Source organism: Streptomyces sp. NPDC088746, from assembly GCF_044751065.1.
Lineage (GTDB): Bacteria > Actinomycetota > Actinomycetes > Streptomycetales > Streptomycetaceae > Streptomyces.
In genome coordinates this window covers 1,424,551-1,439,572 of record NZ_JBIVLA010000001.1, presented here as the reverse complement: position 1 = coordinate 1,439,572, position 15,022 = coordinate 1,424,551, and the positions used below count along the sequence as shown (strand labels likewise).

At 69.4% G+C, this 15,022-nt stretch carries 17 protein-coding genes, 1 tRNA gene and 1 pseudogene; 11 read left to right on the top strand and 8 right to left on the bottom strand.

Annotated features, from left to right (window positions below; translation table 11 throughout):
• The first annotated feature begins 91 nt into the window (after positions 1-91).
• Together ACIP63_RS06825 and ACIP63_RS06820 are read left to right on the top strand one after the other, a co-directional pair.
• Positions 92-742 carry a hypothetical protein gene (locus tag ACIP63_RS06825; protein ID WP_401512071.1) on the top strand — a complete coding sequence of 217 codons (651 nt, stop codon included), beginning with the start codon at positions 92-94 and terminating at the stop codon, positions 740-742.
• Positions 743-1,120: 378 nt separating this feature from the next.
• On the top strand, positions 1,121-2,092 hold the full coding sequence (locus ACIP63_RS06820) for a MarR family transcriptional regulator (protein ID WP_401512069.1): 972 nt from the start codon (positions 1,121-1,123) through the stop codon (positions 2,090-2,092).
• A gap of 109 nt (positions 2,093-2,201) precedes the next feature.
• Here ACIP63_RS06820 and ACIP63_RS06815 read toward each other — a convergent pair whose 3' ends face one another.
• Positions 2,202-2,495: a hypothetical protein gene (locus ACIP63_RS06815; RefSeq protein WP_401512068.1), complete on the bottom strand. Its 294-nt coding sequence runs from the start codon at positions 2,493-2,495 to the stop codon at positions 2,202-2,204.
• 294 nt (positions 2,496-2,789) lie between these two features.
• Between ACIP63_RS06815 and ACIP63_RS06810 the strand changes: the two genes are divergently transcribed.
• The 3 genes from ACIP63_RS06810 to ACIP63_RS06800 all read left to right on the top strand — a co-directional run bounded on the left by ACIP63_RS06810 (position 2,790) and on the right by ACIP63_RS06800 (position 4,167).
• Complete coding sequence (locus ACIP63_RS06810; RefSeq protein WP_401512066.1) at positions 2,790-3,410, top strand: DUF5753 domain-containing protein; 621 nt, start codon at positions 2,790-2,792, stop codon at positions 3,408-3,410.
• A gap of 2 nt (positions 3,411-3,412) precedes the next feature.
• Positions 3,413-3,661, top strand: a complete 249-nt coding sequence (locus ACIP63_RS06805; protein WP_401512064.1) for a DUF397 domain-containing protein — start codon at positions 3,413-3,415, stop codon at positions 3,659-3,661.
• 98 nt (positions 3,662-3,759) lie between these two features.
• Positions 3,760-4,167, top strand: a complete 408-nt coding sequence (locus ACIP63_RS06800; RefSeq protein ID WP_401512062.1) for a hypothetical protein — start codon at positions 3,760-3,762, stop codon at positions 4,165-4,167.
• A gap of 78 nt (positions 4,168-4,245) precedes the next feature.
• Here the strand turns inward: ACIP63_RS06800 and ACIP63_RS06795 are convergent.
• Positions 4,246-4,320 (bottom strand) — tRNA-Cys (locus ACIP63_RS06795).
• A gap of 186 nt (positions 4,321-4,506) precedes the next feature.
• On the opposite strand from ACIP63_RS06795, the gene ACIP63_RS06790 reads away from it, so the two are divergent.
• The 6 genes from ACIP63_RS06790 (at position 4,507) to ACIP63_RS06765 (ending at position 10,594) form a co-directional block, all read left to right on the top strand.
• Positions 4,507-5,970 (top strand): MFS transporter, encoded by a 1,464-nt coding sequence (locus ACIP63_RS06790; protein ID WP_401512061.1) that lies wholly within the window; start codon positions 4,507-4,509, stop codon positions 5,968-5,970.
• A 48-nt stretch (positions 5,971-6,018) separates the two neighbouring features.
• The gene (locus ACIP63_RS06785) at positions 6,019-6,219 is read left to right on the top strand and encodes a ribbon-helix-helix protein, CopG family (protein ID WP_129263580.1); all 201 of its coding nucleotides are present in this window, start codon (positions 6,019-6,021) and stop codon (positions 6,217-6,219) included.
• On the top strand, positions 6,216-6,605 hold the full coding sequence (locus ACIP63_RS06780; RefSeq protein WP_401512059.1) for a type II toxin-antitoxin system death-on-curing family toxin: 390 nt from the start codon (positions 6,216-6,218) through the stop codon (positions 6,603-6,605). Before ACIP63_RS06785 ends, ACIP63_RS06780 begins: the two co-directional genes overlap by 4 nt.
• A gap of 151 nt (positions 6,606-6,756) precedes the next feature.
• A complete protein-coding gene (locus tag ACIP63_RS06775) occupies positions 6,757-8,538 on the top strand; it encodes a DEAD/DEAH box helicase (protein WP_401512057.1) in 1,782 nt (593 codons plus the stop codon).
• A gap of 518 nt (positions 8,539-9,056) precedes the next feature.
• Positions 9,057-9,698 carry an IclR family transcriptional regulator gene (locus ACIP63_RS06770; protein ID WP_104786256.1) on the top strand — a complete coding sequence of 214 codons (642 nt, stop codon included), beginning with the start codon at positions 9,057-9,059 and terminating at the stop codon, positions 9,696-9,698.
• Between the two features lie 107 nt (positions 9,699-9,805).
• Entirely contained in the window at positions 9,806-10,594 is a 789-nt protein-coding gene (locus ACIP63_RS06765) for a S16 family serine protease (RefSeq protein WP_401512056.1), read from the top strand.
• Here ACIP63_RS06765 and ACIP63_RS06760 read toward each other — a convergent pair.
• From ACIP63_RS06760 to ACIP63_RS06735, 6 genes and pseudogenes are all read right to left on the bottom strand, one after another.
• Positions 10,524-10,763 (bottom strand): annotated as a pseudogene (locus ACIP63_RS06760) (hypothetical protein); the annotation flags it as partial. The gene ACIP63_RS06765 and the pseudogene ACIP63_RS06760 overlap by 71 nt on opposite strands.
• Before the next feature lie 24 nt (positions 10,764-10,787).
• The gene (locus ACIP63_RS06755) at positions 10,788-11,759 is read right to left on the bottom strand and encodes a glycine betaine ABC transporter substrate-binding protein (protein ID WP_401512054.1); all 972 of its coding nucleotides are present in this window, start codon (positions 11,757-11,759) and stop codon (positions 10,788-10,790) included.
• Positions 11,756-12,610, bottom strand: a complete 855-nt coding sequence (locus tag ACIP63_RS06750; RefSeq protein WP_401512053.1) for an ABC transporter permease — start codon at positions 12,608-12,610, stop codon at positions 11,756-11,758. Before ACIP63_RS06750 ends, ACIP63_RS06755 begins: the two co-directional genes overlap by 4 nt.
• Positions 12,607-13,875, bottom strand: coding sequence for an ABC transporter ATP-binding protein (locus ACIP63_RS06745; protein ID WP_401512051.1), 1,269 nt, complete (start codon positions 13,873-13,875; stop codon positions 12,607-12,609). The genes ACIP63_RS06750 and ACIP63_RS06745 overlap by 4 nt, the downstream gene beginning before the upstream one ends.
• The gene (locus ACIP63_RS06740) at positions 13,868-14,515 is read right to left on the bottom strand and encodes an ABC transporter permease (RefSeq protein ID WP_401512049.1); all 648 of its coding nucleotides are present in this window, start codon (positions 14,513-14,515) and stop codon (positions 13,868-13,870) included. Before ACIP63_RS06740 ends, ACIP63_RS06745 begins: the two co-directional genes overlap by 8 nt.
• Before the next feature lie 16 nt (positions 14,516-14,531).
• On the bottom strand, positions 14,532-15,005 hold the full coding sequence (locus tag ACIP63_RS06735; RefSeq protein ID WP_401512047.1) for an Lrp/AsnC family transcriptional regulator: 474 nt from the start codon (positions 15,003-15,005) through the stop codon (positions 14,532-14,534).
• Positions 15,006-15,022 lie beyond the last annotated feature (17 nt).

The following is a 15,022-nucleotide window of genomic DNA, read 5'->3' as shown; positions in this document are numbered from 1 at the left end:
CGGATGTGCACCCGGAGCCGGCCGGTCGCCGACCGGGGCAGCGGACGATGGCGAGAAGAGGCGTAGGCATGAGTGAAGTGGGTGTGCACGGGTGAGACGATGGCTGACGGCCGCCGCTCTGGTGATGGTCATGAGCGCCGGGAGCGTGGCGTGCGCCGCGGAGGAGGAGCAACAGGACGACCCGTTCGTCGGGGCCGAGCAGGTGTGCGGGGATGTGTTCTCCGGTTCTCTGGCGGGGATGGTCGAAAAGGTGACCGGGGACAAGCTTTTCTTCGTGAAGAGCCCCAAGGGCATGGAGAAGGCTGTCGCCGCGCTCAAGGAAGCGTATGGATCAGGGCGTTCCTGGGGTGGGGTGAACACGCTCTGTGAGCTCAGTCCGAAAGGCGCCAAACAGACCGACAGAGGGGGGGTGAAGTTCTCCATGTATGCCCCCCAGGACGTGGAGGATGAAGGGCTCCCGGCCGGCCAGGAGCTCTACACCATGGGCGTCCAGTCCTCCGTTGGACGCAGCAACGCCGCACTCTACTTCGAGTGCGTCACCCCTCAACTGAAGGGTTCGGACGAGACGCCCCTGCGCGTCCATGGCAGCTTCGGGCGTGGCGAGAGCGATGCTCCGGACAATCGTGAGTACCGCAACCTGAACATGACCATCCTGCATGCCGTTTCGCTCAAGCTGGTGAAGGAACTCGGCTGCGAGAACAACGCGGGGCTGCCCGAGACCCCCGATCTCACGCCGAAGTAGATGCTCAGTGGGGCCGGATCGTGACCCCGGCGCTCGACCTCCGAGTCTCGGGGTTCGAGCGCCGGGTGTGGCGCTGTCACTCGTTCGGGGAAGCGAGGGATGCCTGCGGGCCGACGCTTGAGCTTCGGGCTTCGAGGGCTGAGACGCGAGGGCCGGGGTTCGAGCTGTGTTGTTCATCCGGGGGGTAGGTAAGGGCTTTTGGGGAAACCTCCCCTCCCTCCCCACCCCGTCACGGCCAGCAAGTATGACTAATCGTGATCGAGTTGCAGCGGAGAGTTGCGACTGCTTACGGTGCCCACAACGAGACGACCCCGACACGGTGTTCGCTGCACCGGCCGGGGTCTGACCCAAGATCGCGCACCCAAGAAGGACGATCTCGTGGCTACCCAGCACCCTAGCTCCGCCCCGCTCGCCCCCGCAGCCTCGCGCCCGTACCGCAGGGCGCACCCCGGCTACGGCAAGCGGACCGTCCCGGCCCAAGGCCCCGCCAGCACAGGTGCTTTCGCCCTCCTGCCCGAGCGGGAGCGCTATGTCGCCGGGTATGTCGACCGCCTGCCCGACGGTGCCGCCATGGACATCAAGTCGCTGGTCAAGGACCTGCCCCTGTACGGCCAGATGGCCATCGGCACCGCGCTGCGCGCCCTCGCCGTGGCCGGACATCTGCGCCGCGTGCGCTGCCGGGTCGAAGGAGACGGCCAGTGCCGGTGGGTGACGCTCACCTACTGGTCCCGCACCGCCCACGACAACGAGTGGTGGAACGCCAAGCTCGCAGGCGAGGCTGCCCCTGCCCCGGAGCAGGCACCCGCACAGGCGGCCGTACCCCAGCAGCGCACCGCGCCCACGCCCCCGGCGCCGCAGGAGGAGCCGGGCGGCACCCCCACGGCTGTGACGGGCCCTTCCTCCGCCTACCGCACCCTCGCCGAACTCGGCCGCAGCGAACCCCGCCTGGCGCTCTCCGCCGCCGACTGCGCCACACTGGAACCCCTCGCCGCCGCCTGGTTCGCACGAGGCGTCAGCGCCGACTACCTCACCTCGGCGCTCACCGCCGGACTCCCCGAGCGCATCGGATCACCCATCGGTCTGGTACGCCGCCGCCTCACCGACAAGATGCCGCCCCAGCTGCCCGCAGCACCCGCACGGACCCAGAACCCGCCCGGCACTCCCGTGCGCGCTCTCCTGGTCGAGTGCGCCGAATGCGGCCGCCCCGGCCCGGCCGAAGCCCTCCCGGACGGCCTCTGCCGCCCCTGCGCGACCGCGCACCAGCCGGCGGAGGCCGCAGCCCCGGCCGAGGTCGAACGCGACGTCCCTGCCCTCGTCGCCGGTCTCCGCAACCTGATGCGCACTCCCTGAGCAATCACGCGTCGGCCACGTGCAGGTCGTCAGGGGCGAGTTGGGCCATCACGAGCCCGTACAGCAGCTCCGCGTCCACGAAGTCCCCGTCCTGCGGAGGCCCGCACCGTCAGCTCAGCGGATACGTGTTTCCGTGGGCGGCCGGAATCCCCACGTACTGGTCGCGGGCCGCCGGGCCGAAGCACTTCGCGCCGGGCGGCCAGTCGAAGTCCTGGCTCGCGCCGGGTTCCAGCAGGAAGTACGTCCACCGCGCCCCCGCGATCTCGCGCACGACGGGCCCCGGATCGCCGTCCGTGAGGGTGGCGAGGTGGTGCAGCACAGCCTCCCCCCGGACGCCGCGCAGCCGGATGGCGTCGAGTGCATGCCGATGAGGCGGAGTTGGAGCCCCGAGGCGGGTACCCATTCGGGGAGCTTCTTGCTCGTCATGGCAATGAGCATCGCGGTGACTGCGTAGCGTGACCAGGAGGACGCGATCCACACCGATGCGATGTGGGGAGGGCGGTGACGGCTGTGGGGACGAGTGGCGAGACGACGCGCGGGCGGCGGCTGGTGGGGGAGCTGATCCGCATCCACCGGGTGCGGGCGGTTCTCACGCAGAGGAGGCGGCGGAGCAGCTGCTGATCTCGGAGTCGCTGATGGGCGCGGTGGAGCGGGCGAGCGCATTCCCTCGCGCGACCTGCTGATCGACGGGGACCGGGTGTTCGGCGCGGGCGGGGCGCTGAGGGCGTGCTGCGAGCTGGTGGACGAGGAGAAGTACCCGCCGAAGTTCCTGGACTGGGCGAAGCTGGAGCGGAACGCGCGGGTGATCAGCGCGTACGAGACGATGCTGATCCCGGGCCTGCTGCAGACGGAGGCGTACGTGCACGCGCTGTACCGGTCGCGCGTACCGGCGTACACGGAGGACGAGATCGCCCGGCACGTCGGAGCGAGGCTGGAGCGGCAGACTGCGCTGTTGCGCACGCCGCCGCCGCGCATCGGGTACGTCATCGAGGAGTCGGTCCTGGACCGGATGCTCGGCGGGCCAAAGGTGCTGAAGGAGCAGCTGCGGCACGTGCTGGACTGTGTGGAGCGGCACAACCACCTGACGGTGCAGGTGATGCCGTCGGCTCAGCACACGCATGCGGGGTTGAACGGGCCGATGCAGCTGATGTCCACGGCGGAGGGCCGCACATTGCTGTTCGCGGAGGGGCAGGGCGGAGGTAGGTTGCTTTCGAAACCGGAGCAGGTGGGCGACATGTTCGACCTCTTCGGCATCCTGCGGGCGCAGGCGCTCAATCCCTGGAAGTCCGCGGAGGTCATCGAGACGAAGGTGAGGTAACTGTGAGCGGCGGGCCCGGACTTTCCTGGTTCAAGTCCAGCTACAGCAACAACGAGGGCGAGGCCTGCCTCGAAGTCGCCTACGACTGGCACAAGTCCAGCTACAGCAACAACGAGGGAGCGGCCTGCGTCGAGGTCGCCACCTGCCCCCACACCGTCCACGTCCGCGACTCCAAGGTCACCGACGGCCCCACCTTCACTGTCGCCCCCGCCGCCTGGTCCGCATTCGTGGCGGGTGCGGTCACGGGCTGACCGTACCCGCGGCCCGTCGCAGCCCGCCGGCTGCTCCCGTGAGCCCGCCGGATCAGGTGCCCGGACAAGCGCGTTGCACAACCAATGGGAGACTTCTCATGCAATGGCCAGCCCGACAGGAATTCGACCGTTGGGCCGGACGGCAGCAGAGCTGGGGCGCCGGCCTGATGGCACTGTCCGCAGCCCTGTTCCTCTGGTTGGGGTACTTGCTGCTGATTCCGTTCACTGTGCATCACTTTCAGGATGAAATCTCTTGCGAGGCTCCGGTGTTCTACGACAGTGAGAGCACCTCGTACAGCCAGGGCGCGGGAAAGCTGTGCAGCGCCGAGCGAGACTGGCCGGAACTCCTCGGAATCGGATTTCTTGCAGTACCCCCAGCCGTCGCGGGCGCGGCGCTGTTCACGAGCGGGAGTGCGCGCAAGCGGGCGAGCTCCCATGTCTTCCGGATCCTGGAGATGCAGGAGTCCGAGGAGCGCGCCCGGCAGAAGGCGCGGCCAAAACCCTGAGGTAGTGGCAGGCCCGCGCACGCAGGAACGGCCGCCCCCGCGCCATGGGGGCGGCCGTTCCTTTCGGGTTCTCCCGCGTGGAGGCCGTGACCGGATTCGAACCGGTGTAACTCGAGTTGCAGTCGAGCCCCTGAACCTCTCGGGCACACGGCCGTGCGTTTCTTGATCTGCTGTCGACCGTACGGGCCCTCCGGGGCCGGGCCAAGGGCTGCGGGCGGGCCGCAACGTGACTGCCATACCGCGTTCATGAAACAGCCCATAGGCCTACGACCAAGGGACCAGCCGCATACCGCCCACCGACAGGGGTCAACTGGTGCGGTGGCCCTTACTCTGGGGCCCATGACTGCCCTGGAACCCAGTGACGCCGAGGTCACCGCCGCCATAGTCGAGACCACCGTCGTCGAGCCGGCGGAAGGTGTCCTCGGGCGGACCTACCGGGCACTCAGCATCGGCATCGTCTCCGTCGTCCTGCTCATCGCCTTCGAGGCGACCGCCGTGGGTACGGCGATGCCGGTCGCGGCCCGCGAGCTGCAGGGCATCCCGCTCTACGCCTTCGCCTTCTCCGCGTACTTCACCACCAGCCTCTTCGCCATGGTCCTCTCCGGCCAGTGGGCCGACCGGCGCGGGCCGCTCGCCCCGATCGCCACCGGGATCGGGGCATTCGGGGCGGGGCTGCTGCTCTCCGGGACCGCGGCGAACATGTGGACGTTCATCCTGGGACGGGCTGTCCAGGGCATCGGCGGCGGGCTCGTCATCGTGGCGCTGTACGTCGTCATCGGGCGGGCCTACCCGGAGCGGATCCGGCCGGGCATCATGGCCGGCTTCTCCGCGGCCTGGATCGTCCCGTCCGTCGTCGGCCCGCTCGCCTCGGGAACCGTGACCGAGCACCTCGGGTGGCGCTGGGTCTTCGTCGGCATCCCGGTCCTCATCCTCCTGCCGCTGGGCCTCGCGCTGCCCGCGATCCGGCGGATGGCGGGTGGTGCCGCGAACGCGGAGGCCGCGACGGAGCCCTTCGACCGGCGCCGCATCCGGCTCGCGCTCGGGATCTCGGCCGGCGCCGGGCTGCTCCAGTACGCCGGACAGGAGCTGCGGTGGGCCTCTCTGGTCCCGGCGCTGGCCGGTGCCGCGCTGCTCGTCCCCGCCGTGCGCGGGCTGCTGCCCCGGGGGACCGTGCGGGCCGCGCGGGGGCTTCCCGCCGTGATCCTGCTGCGGGGGATATCGGCCGGTTCGTTCATCGTCGCGGAGTCCTTCGTCCCGCTGATGCTCGTGACCCAGCGCGGACTCTCCCCGACGATGGCCGGCCTCTCCCTGGCAGCCGGTGGTCTGACCTGGGCGCTCGGCTCGTACGTCCTGGCCCGGCCCCGGCTGGAGCCCCACCGGGGGGCCCTGATGGTGGTGGGCATGGTGCTCGTGACACTGGCGATCCTCGCCGCGCCCGCTGTGCTGATCGAGTCGGTACCCGTGTGGACCCTGGCCGTGGTCTGGGGCGTCGGATGCTTCGGCATGGGCATGGTGATCGCGTCGACGAGCGTGCTGTTGCTGAAGCTGTCGGCGCCGCACGAGGCGGGGGCCAACTCGGCCGCCCTCCAGATCTCGGACGGCCTGTCCAACGCGCTGCTGCTCGCCGCGGGCGGTGCGGCGTTCGCCGCGCTCGGCGGCGGCGGGGTGGGCGCGGCCGCCCACGGGGCCGTGGGAAGCGGTACGGCCACGGCGCATCCCGGGGCCTTCACGGTGGTGTTCCTGCCGATGGCAGCGGTGGCGCTGGTGGGGGTGTGGGTGGCGGGCCGAACGCAGCCCCGGTAGCGCCCGGACGGTACCAGTCTGGCCCCAAAGCGGTGGTACCGTTTTGGTATGGCTATGAACCTGCGTCTTCGCGACGACCAGACCGAGGCACTCAAGCAGCGGGCCGAGCAGGAGGGCACCAGCATGCACGCGATACTGCTCAAGGCCGTCGACGACTACCTCGCCCGGACTGCGCAGGAGGCCATCGTCCGTAAGACGGCCAAGGAGCAGGCCGCCAAGTGGGGCGAGCTCATGGACCGGCTGAAGTGACCTGCGTCTACCTCTCCTCCGAGGACATCCTCGTCATCGCGGGATACGCCTGCGACGACATGCAGGTGGTCGTGCGGGACGTCGGGCTCCTGGAATCCGCGGCACACCGCCCTTCCGCCGCCATGTTCGGGGAGGAGGCGTACCCGGACGTGATCGACAAGGCCGCTGCGCTCCTCCAGTCCCTCGCGGTCAACCATCCACTTTTCGACGGCAACGAGCGGACGGCATGGCTGTCCTGCGTCTCGTTCCTGGCGATGAACGGAGTGGACCTGCGCCCCGACATCGACGCGGCGGAACGCCTGGTCATCGCGGTCGCGACCGGTGAGATGGACGAGGTGAAGGTCATCGCCCAAGGACTGCGGGAGCTGGTCGTCGCCGAGGTGTGACAGCTGTCGCATTATCCTCCGGGGCGGCGTCGTCCAGGGAGGGTTCCGCTCCGCCCGCCGGTAGGGTGGCCCGGTTGTCGTATCGCGTACGGGCCGGCTGCGGCCCCATCGGACAGCGCCCCACGTACCCGAGTGCCCCGAACCGGAGACCGTGACTACTACCGCCTCCCACCACCTCTCACCCGCCTTTCCCGGCCGCGCCCCCTGGGGGACGGCCGGGAAGCTGCGCGCCTGGCAGCAGGGTGCCATGGAGAAGTACATCCAGGAGCAGCCGCGCGACTTCCTCGCGGTCGCGACGCCCGGCGCCGGGAAGACCACCTTCGCGCTGACCCTCGCCTCATGGCTGCTGCACCACCACGTGGTGCAGCAGATCACCGTCGTGGCGCCCACCGAGCACCTCAAGAAGCAGTGGGCGGAGGCCGCGGCCCGCATAGGCATCAAGCTCGACCCGGACTACAGCGCCGGCCCCGTGAGCAAGGAGTACCACGGGGTCGCGATCACGTACGCCGGTGTCGGCGTGCGCCCCATGCTGCACCGCAACCGGTGCGAGCAGCGCAAGACGCTCGTGATCCTCGACGAGATCCACCACGCCGGTGACTCGAAGTCCTGGGGCGAGGCCTGCCAGGAGGCGTTCGACCCGGCGACGCGGCGGCTCGCGCTCACCGGTACGCCGTTCCGGTCCGACACGAACCCCATCCCCTTCGTGGCGTACGAGGAGGGCAACGACGGCATCCGCCGCTCCTCGGCCGACTACACCTACGGCTACGGCAACGCTCTGGCCGACGGGGTCGTCCGCCCCGTGATCTTCCTCAGCTACAGCGGCAACATGCGCTGGCGCACCAAGGCCGGGGACGAGATCGCCGCCCGGCTCGGTGAACCGATGACCAAGGACGCCATCGGGCAGGCCTGGCGCACCGCGCTCGCGCCCACCGGCGAGTGGATCCCCAACGTGCTGGCCGCCGCCGACAAGCGGCTCACCGAGGTGCGCAAGGGGATTCCGGACGCGGGCGGGCTCGTCATCGCGACGGACCAGGAGTCGGCGCGCGCGTACGCCAAGATCCTCAAGAAGGTGACGGGCGAGTCCCCGGCCGTGGTCCTCTCCGACGAGAAGGCGGCGTCGAAGAAGATCGACAAGTTCAGCCAGGACGAGTCGCGCTGGATGGTCGCGGTGCGCATGGTGTCGGAGGGCGTCGACGTCCCGCGCCTCGCGGTCGGCGTGTACGCCACGACCATCTCGACACCGCTCTTCTTCGCCCAGGCCGTCGGCCGTTTCGTACGGTCGCGGCGCCGGGGCGAGACGGCTTCGGTCTTCGTGCCGACCATCCCGATGCTCCTCGACTTCGCGAACGAGATGGAGGTCGAGCGCGACCACGTGCTCGACAAGCCCAAGAAGGGCAGCGACGAGGAGAACCCGTTCGCCGAGGAGGACCAGCTCCTCGCGGACGCGGAGAAGCTCGAGGACGAGGAGACCGAGGAGCAGCTGCCCTTCGAGGCGCTGGAGTCCGACGCGGTCTTCGACCGGGTGCTGTACGACGGCGCGGAATTCGGCATGCAGGCGCACCCGGGCAGCGAGGAGGAGCAGGACTACCTGGGCATCCCCGGCCTCCTGGAACCCGACCAGGTGCAGCTGCTGCTCCAGAAGCGGCAGACCCGGCAGATCGCGCACAGCAGGCAGAAGCCGGCGGAGGAGGCGGACCTGCTGGAGAAGGCGGCCGAGGACCGCCCCGTGGTCACGCACAAGAAGCTGCTGGAGCTGCGCAAGCAGCTCAACACGATGGTGTCGGCGTACACCCACCAGAGTGGCAAGCCGCACGGGGTGATCCACACCGAGCTGCGGAGGGTGTGCGGCGGTCCGCCCAGCGCGGAGGCGACGGCCGGGCAGATCCAGGACCGGATCAAGAAGGTCCAGGAGTGGGCCACCCGGATGCGCTGATTCCTGATCCGAAGGCCCCGGCACACGCGCGGCTCACACCGCACGAGTGCCGGGGCCGTGGTGTGATCCCGGGACGGACGCCGGGCGCCGGCGGGGCGGTTCCGCGAGGGGCGCGCGCCGTTCCCCGAGGGCGCGTGAGAGTGCCGCGGGCGCTGCGGGCGGGAATTTTTTGCGACATTTATTTCACGGTGTGTTAACAATCGTTCACGCGTCATGTACGCAGCGTTGCCGCGGCGTCACCCGACTTGAACGCGCGTAGATGTTCGCGTTCCGGACGGTCTCCCGCTGACCGGCGGTTATGTCGTGCGACTCCGGAGGGAGACCGGATTCTGGACGAGGGCTTCCGCTGAGCGGACCCTCTCGCTAATGTCCCCGAAACATGAACGCCCCGTGGCAGTGTGGCCGCGGAGCGCAGCCGGTGTTATGGCCAGTCGGCGGCCTCTCGGTGCGTCGCCGTGGGACCGGCGTCGGCATCCCGGAGAGACAACCGCCCCGCTCACCACGAGGGAGAGGGCGTCGTGACCGCGGAGACTTCTCAGACGCTCGACCGGGGACTGCGTGTCCTCAAACTGCTCGCCGATACCGATCACGGCCTGACCGTCACCGAGTTGTCGAACAAACTCGGCGTCAACCGCACCGTGGTCTACCGACTGCTCGCCACCCTGGAACAGCACGCGCTCGTCCGGCGTGACCTGGGCGGCCGGGCCCGAGTGGGTCTGGGCGTGCTGCGCCTGGGCCGTCAGGTGCACCCGCTCGTCAGGGAGGCGGCACTGCCCGCGCTGCGCTCCCTGGCCGAGGACATAGGGGCCACCGCCCACCTCACGCTCGTCGACGGGTCGGACGCGCTCGCGGTCGCCGTCGTCGAGCCGACCTGGACCGACTACCACGTGGCCTACCGGGCCGGCTTCCGTCACGCACTGGACAGGGGCGCCGCGGGCCGGGCGATCCTCACCGCCCGGCAGAAGACGGTCGACCACCCGGGCTACACCCTCACCCAGGGCGAGCTCGAAGCCGGTGCCTGCGGGGCTGCGGCGCCGCTGGTCGGGGTCTCGGGTGTGGAAGGAAGTGTGGGTGTGGTCATGCTCGCGGATGCCGTACCGGAACGGGTCGGGCCGAGGGTCCTTGACGCGGCTCGTGAGGTCGCCGACGCGCTGCGTTAGCACGAGCGCCCGCGCCGCGTCAGACAGGCGCCGCGGTGCGGGCCCGGCCGGCCCCGGTGGCGCCGGGGCGGTCGGAGCCGGAGGCGTGCGGCGGTTAGATTGGGCGGGTGGCCATTCGTTTCTCTCGCCCCCGCGTTCTCGCCCTCTGCGCGCTGCCCGTCCTCGCCCTGTTCGGTACGGCCGCCTTCGCGCCGCTGCCGTTCACCGTGGCGCAGCCCGGCACCACTGCGGACGTCCTCGGGGACGACAAGGGGACACCGGTCATCACGGTCAAGGGCGCGCCGAGCCACCCCACCGACGGCAAGCTGCTGATGACCACGATCCTCGCGACGTCGCCGACGGCCGACATCGGCGTCGGGGACGTGGTGGACAGCTGGTTCAGGACGGACCGGGCGGTCATGCCGCGGGACTCCGTCTATCCGACCGGCGACTCCGAGAAGGAGATCGAGCAGCACAACCTCCAGGACATGGAGGAGTCGCAGAACGTCGCCGTCGACGCGGCCCTGAACTACCTGGACATGAAGCCCGGTTCGGTGGACATCACCCTGCACCTCGCCGATGTCGGCGGTCCGAGCGCGGGCCTGTTCTTCTCCCTGGGGATCATCGACAAACTCTCGGACAACGGCTCCGGAGGCAACCTGACCGGCGGCCGCACCATCGCGGGTACGGGGACGATCGAGGCCGACGGCACGGTCGGCGCGGTCGGCGGGGTCAGCCTCAAGACGCAGGCCGCCCGGCGGGACGGTGCGACCGTCTTCCTGGTGCCGAAGGCCGAGTGCAAGCAGGCGAAGGCCGAGCGGCCCGACGGGCTGCGGCTGATCTCCGTCACGACGCTGAAGAGCGCGGTGTCCTCGCTACGGGCCCTGGACGAGGGGGGCAAGGTTCCGGGCTGCTGACCTGCGGCTCCGGACCCTCCATGGTGCGCCAGGCGGGAAAGACCAGCGGGCTCAGCGTCGCCAGGAAGTACACCCCGCCCATCGCCAGCAGCGCTCCCGGCGCGCCCATCCCTTCGACGAGCAGGCCCGCCGCCAGCCCGCCCACCGGCATGGCGAGTTCACAGCCCGACTTCTTCGGAAGTCTCCGTTCCGCTCAGCCCTCCTTGATGAATCCTTCCTTCACCAGCCAGTCCTTCGCGACCTCGTGCGGGTCCTGGCCGTCCACGTCGACCTTGGAGTTCAGCTCCTGCGCGAGCGGCGTCGTCAGCTTCCCGGTGAGGGGGGCCAGGAGTTCGGCGATCTCGGGGTACTTGTCGAGAGTCGCCGTGTGAATGGCCGGTGCGACGTTGTAGTTGGGGAAGAACTGCAGGTCGTCCTCCATGACGTCCAGGTTCATCGCCTTGATGCGGCCGTCGGTGGTGTACACCTCGCCGAGCAGGCAGGAGTTGGACTTCGAGACCTGGGTGTAGATGATCCCGGCGTCCATCTTCTGGATGTTCGAGGCCGGCAGTTTCATCCCGTACTTCTTCTGCATGCCCGGCAGCCCGTCGTCCCGCGAGGCGAACTCGTTCTCCACGCAGACCGTCACCGCCTTCGGGTCCTTCTTGGCCAGTTCGGCCACGTCCGAGAGCGTCTTCAGCTTGTACTTGGCGTTGTTCTTCTTGCTGATGGCCAGAGCGTAGGTGTTGTCGAGGGTGGACGGCGGCAGCCAGGTCACGCCGTTGCCGATGTCCTCGTCGCGGACCGCCTTCCACTGCTTCTGCGGGTCGACGATCGGCTCGGCATGGCCCATGTAGGTGATCCACGCCGTACCCGTGTAGTCGTACAGCGCGTCCGCCTCGCCCTTCACGACCGCCTCGCGCGCGCTGATCGACCCCGGCAGGTTCGTCCGGTCGAGAACCTCGGCGCCGGCCGCCTTGAAGACCAGTCCCATGATCTGGCCGAGGATGATGCTCTCGCTGAAGTTCTTCGAGGTCACCGTCAGCGACGCGCCCTTGAGCGGCTGCCCCTTCCCGATGGACCCCGGTCGCACCTCGTCCACCAGCGGTGATCCGCTCTTCAGCCCGCACCCCGTGAGCAGGAGGGCGAGCGCGGCCCCCGATGCCAGGCCCGTACGTACCCTCACGCTTCCTCCAGTCCGCGCGGCGTCAGCCACAGTTCGACCAGCGATGCCAGCCAGTCCACCAGCAGTGCCAGCACCACCGTCAGTACGGAACCGAGCAGCAGCACGGGCATGCGCTGCGTCTGGATGCCCGAGGTGATCAGGTCACCGAGACCGCCGCCGCCGCCGAAGGTGGCAAGGGTCGCCGTGCCCACGTTGAGCACCAGTGCGGTGCGAACGCCCGCCAGGATCAGCGGGACCGCGAGCGGCAGTTCGACCTTCGTGAGGGTGCCCATGGCAGACATGCCGATGCCCTTGGAAGCCTCCACCAGCGTCGGTTCGATCTGGTTCAGCCCCGCCACCGTGTTGGAGAGGACCGGCAGGACCGCGTAGATCACCATGCCGGTGATGGCGGTCGACGGGCCGATGCCCAGCCAGATCACCAGCAGCGCCAGCAGCCCGATCGCGGGCGTCGCCTGGCCGATGTTGGCCAGGGCCGTGACCCAGGGGGCGGCCTTCTTCAGGCCGCGCCGGGTCAGCGCGATGCCGACCGGAATGGCGATGATCAGCACCCAGAAGGTGGAGATCGCGGTCAGCCTGACGTGCTGCCACCAGCGGACCTCGACGTTGTCGCCGGCCAGGGAGTTCTCCGCGATCGAGTCGAGGTCGACGTTGGAGATCCACAGATAGGTCACCACGAGGACGACGGCGCAGACGGCCGGCACCAGCACGAGCTTCTGCCAGGTGATCCTCCGCGCCGGACCCGAAGGCGGCGGGCTGGGCTCCGACTCCTCGTCACGGAAGGCATGTCCCTGGACGTCGTGCTCGCCGGGTGGCCGTGCGTCCTTCGGGGATACTTGACGGCTGGGGGTCATAGACCGCTGCCACCGCCCTCGAGCTCCTGTTCCGTCTGATGGGACCGGGACTCCTCCAGGTCGTGCCGGTGCTCCATCGCGGCGAGCCGGTCGGCCTCCAGCAGCTCCTGCACGGAGTTCAGCAGCGTGTGCATGTCGACGACGCCGATGAACTCACCACGCCGCCCCGTCACGGCGACCCGCCCGCCGCTGTCGGTCAGCACCGCCTCCAGCGCGTCGTGCAGCGTCGCGTCCCGGGTCACCGTGTCGTGCACCAGCTGCCCGGCCCTGGCGAGCGAACCCTTGGCCCGCATCAGGTCGCCGCGCCGCAGCCACTTGTACGGACGGTTGCGGCGGTCCAGCATCAGCAGCTCGTTGTGCTGGCCGTCGCGCAGCTTGTTGAAGATCGACTGGAGCGGGTCCTCGACGGTCACCGTGGGGAAGTCGGCGATCCCCACGTCCCGTACGCGGGTGAGGTTGAGCCGCTTCAGGGCCGCGCCCGCCCCCACGAACCCCGAGACGAAGTCGTCCGTCGGGTTGGTCAGGATGGCCTCGGGGGTGTCGAACTGCGCGATGTGCGACCGCTCCCGCAGCACCGCGATCCGGTCGCCCAGCTTGATGGCCTCGTCGAAGTCGTGGGTGACGAAGACGATCGTCTTGTGCAGTTCGTGCTGGAGCCGGATCAGCTCGTCCTGGAGGTGATCGCGGGTGATCGGGTCGACCGCCCCGAACGGCTCGTCCATCAGCAGCACCGGCGGGTCCGCGGCCAGTGCCCGGGCCACGCCCACACGCTGCTGCTGGCCGCCGGAGAGCTGGCGCGGGTACCGCCCGTGGAACTCCCGGGGGTCGAGACCGACCAGATCGAGCATCTCCTCGACCCGGTCCTTCACCCCGGACTTCGACCAGCCGGTCATCTTCGGCACGAGGGCGATGTTCTCCGCGACCGTCATGTGCGGGAAGAGACCGGAGGACTGGATGGCGTAACCGATCTTGCGGCGCAGCTTCACCGGGTCCATGTCGGTGACGTCCTCGTCGTTGATCCTGATCCGCCCGGACGTCGGCTCGATCAGGCGGTTGATCATCTTCAGCGTGGTGGACTTCCCGCAGCCCGAGGGGCCCACGAGAATCACCGTCTCACCGGCCTTGATGTCCATGGACACGTTGTCCACGGCGGGACTGGGGTTCCCGGGGTAGGACTTGGAGAGGTTCTCCAGCTGGATCGTCGCGCCCGAGGTGGCCGGGCGGGGCGGGGCCGACTCCGTCGACCCGGTGGCGGTCTCAGGCACGGATCCCCCTAGGGATGGTGAGCCGCCCGAGCAGTACGTACGCGGCGTCGAAGAGCAGGGCGAGGATGACGATGCCGATCGTGCCGGCGAGGACCTGATTGATGGCGTTGGCGCTTCCGAGTGAGGCGAGTCCGCGGAAGATCTCGTTGCCGAGACCGGGACCCGAGGCGTACGCGGCGATGGCGGCGATGCCCATCAGCATCTGGGTGGCGACCCGGATGCCGGTGAGGATGGGCGGCCACGCGAGCGGCAGCTCCACCTTGAACAGCCGCCTCGTGCGGGACATCCCGATGCCCTTCGCCGCGTCGACGAGGGACGGGTCCACCCCGCGCAGCCCGACGATGCAGTTACGGACGATGGGCAGCAGCCCGTACAGGGTCAGGATGATCACGGTGGGCGGGACCCCGAGGCCGACCAGCGGGATCAGCAGGCCGATCGCCGCGAGCGACGGGATGGTGAGGATCGCCGAGGTGGAGGTGATCGCCAGGGCACCGCCCCAGCCGCTGCGGTAACTGACCACACCGATCAGGACGCCGAGGACGGTGGCGATGACCATGCACTGGAAGACGGCGCTGACGTGCTGGAACGCGTCCGTGAGCAACTGCTGGTGCCTCGTGCCCACATACTCCCAGAAGTTCACATGTTGCTCCCTCGGCTCAGTCGGTGTCCTCTGCAGCCTGCTCAATCAGCGGGATAATACGCAGGGGCACCGGATTTTCCATGACGATCGCCGTGGAGGCCCGGACGATGCCATCAAAGCCGAGGACCAGGTCGATCACCCGCTGGAGATCGGCGTTCGAGCGGGCCACGAGTCGGCAGAGCATGTCCCCCTGACCCGTCGTCGTGTGCAGTTCCAGCACCTCCGGCACGCTGCTCAAATGGGCCCGTACGTCGGCGCCTTGACCCTGCTTGATCTCCAGCGTGGCGAACGCGGTGACGGGGTAGCCGAGGGCCGCCGGGTCCACGTCCGGGCCGAAGCCGCGAATGACGCCATTGGACTGAAGACGGTCCAGCCTCGCCTGCACAGTCCCGCGCGCCACCCCGAGACGCCGCGACGCCTCGAGCACACCGATGCGGGGCTCCCGGGCCAGCAGCACGATGAGCCAGCCGTCCAGTCGATCGATCGCCATGATCCGTCTCCCGATGG

What these genes read in the sequence shown, in the direction of transcription:
- ACIP63_RS06785 (WP_129263580.1), top strand. Translation starts at nt 6,019, where the DNA reads ATGGCTATGAACCTGCGTCTTCGCGACGACCAGACCGAGGCACTCAAG.
- ACIP63_RS06790 (WP_401512061.1), top strand. Translation starts at nt 4,507, where the DNA reads ATGACTGCCCTGGAACCCAGTGACGCCGAGGTCACCGCCGCCATAGTC.
- ACIP63_RS06815 (WP_401512068.1), bottom strand. Translation starts at nt 2,495, where the DNA reads ATGGGTACCCGCCTCGGGGCTCCAACTCCGCCTCATCGGCATGCACTC.
- ACIP63_RS06735 (WP_401512047.1), bottom strand. Translation starts at nt 15,005, where the DNA reads ATGGCGATCGATCGACTGGACGGCTGGCTCATCGTGCTGCTGGCCCGG.
- ACIP63_RS06800 (WP_401512062.1), top strand. Translation starts at nt 3,760, where the DNA reads ATGCAATGGCCAGCCCGACAGGAATTCGACCGTTGGGCCGGACGGCAG.
- ACIP63_RS06750 (WP_401512053.1), bottom strand. Translation starts at nt 12,610, where the DNA reads ATGACCCCCAGCCGTCAAGTATCCCCGAAGGACGCACGGCCACCCGGC.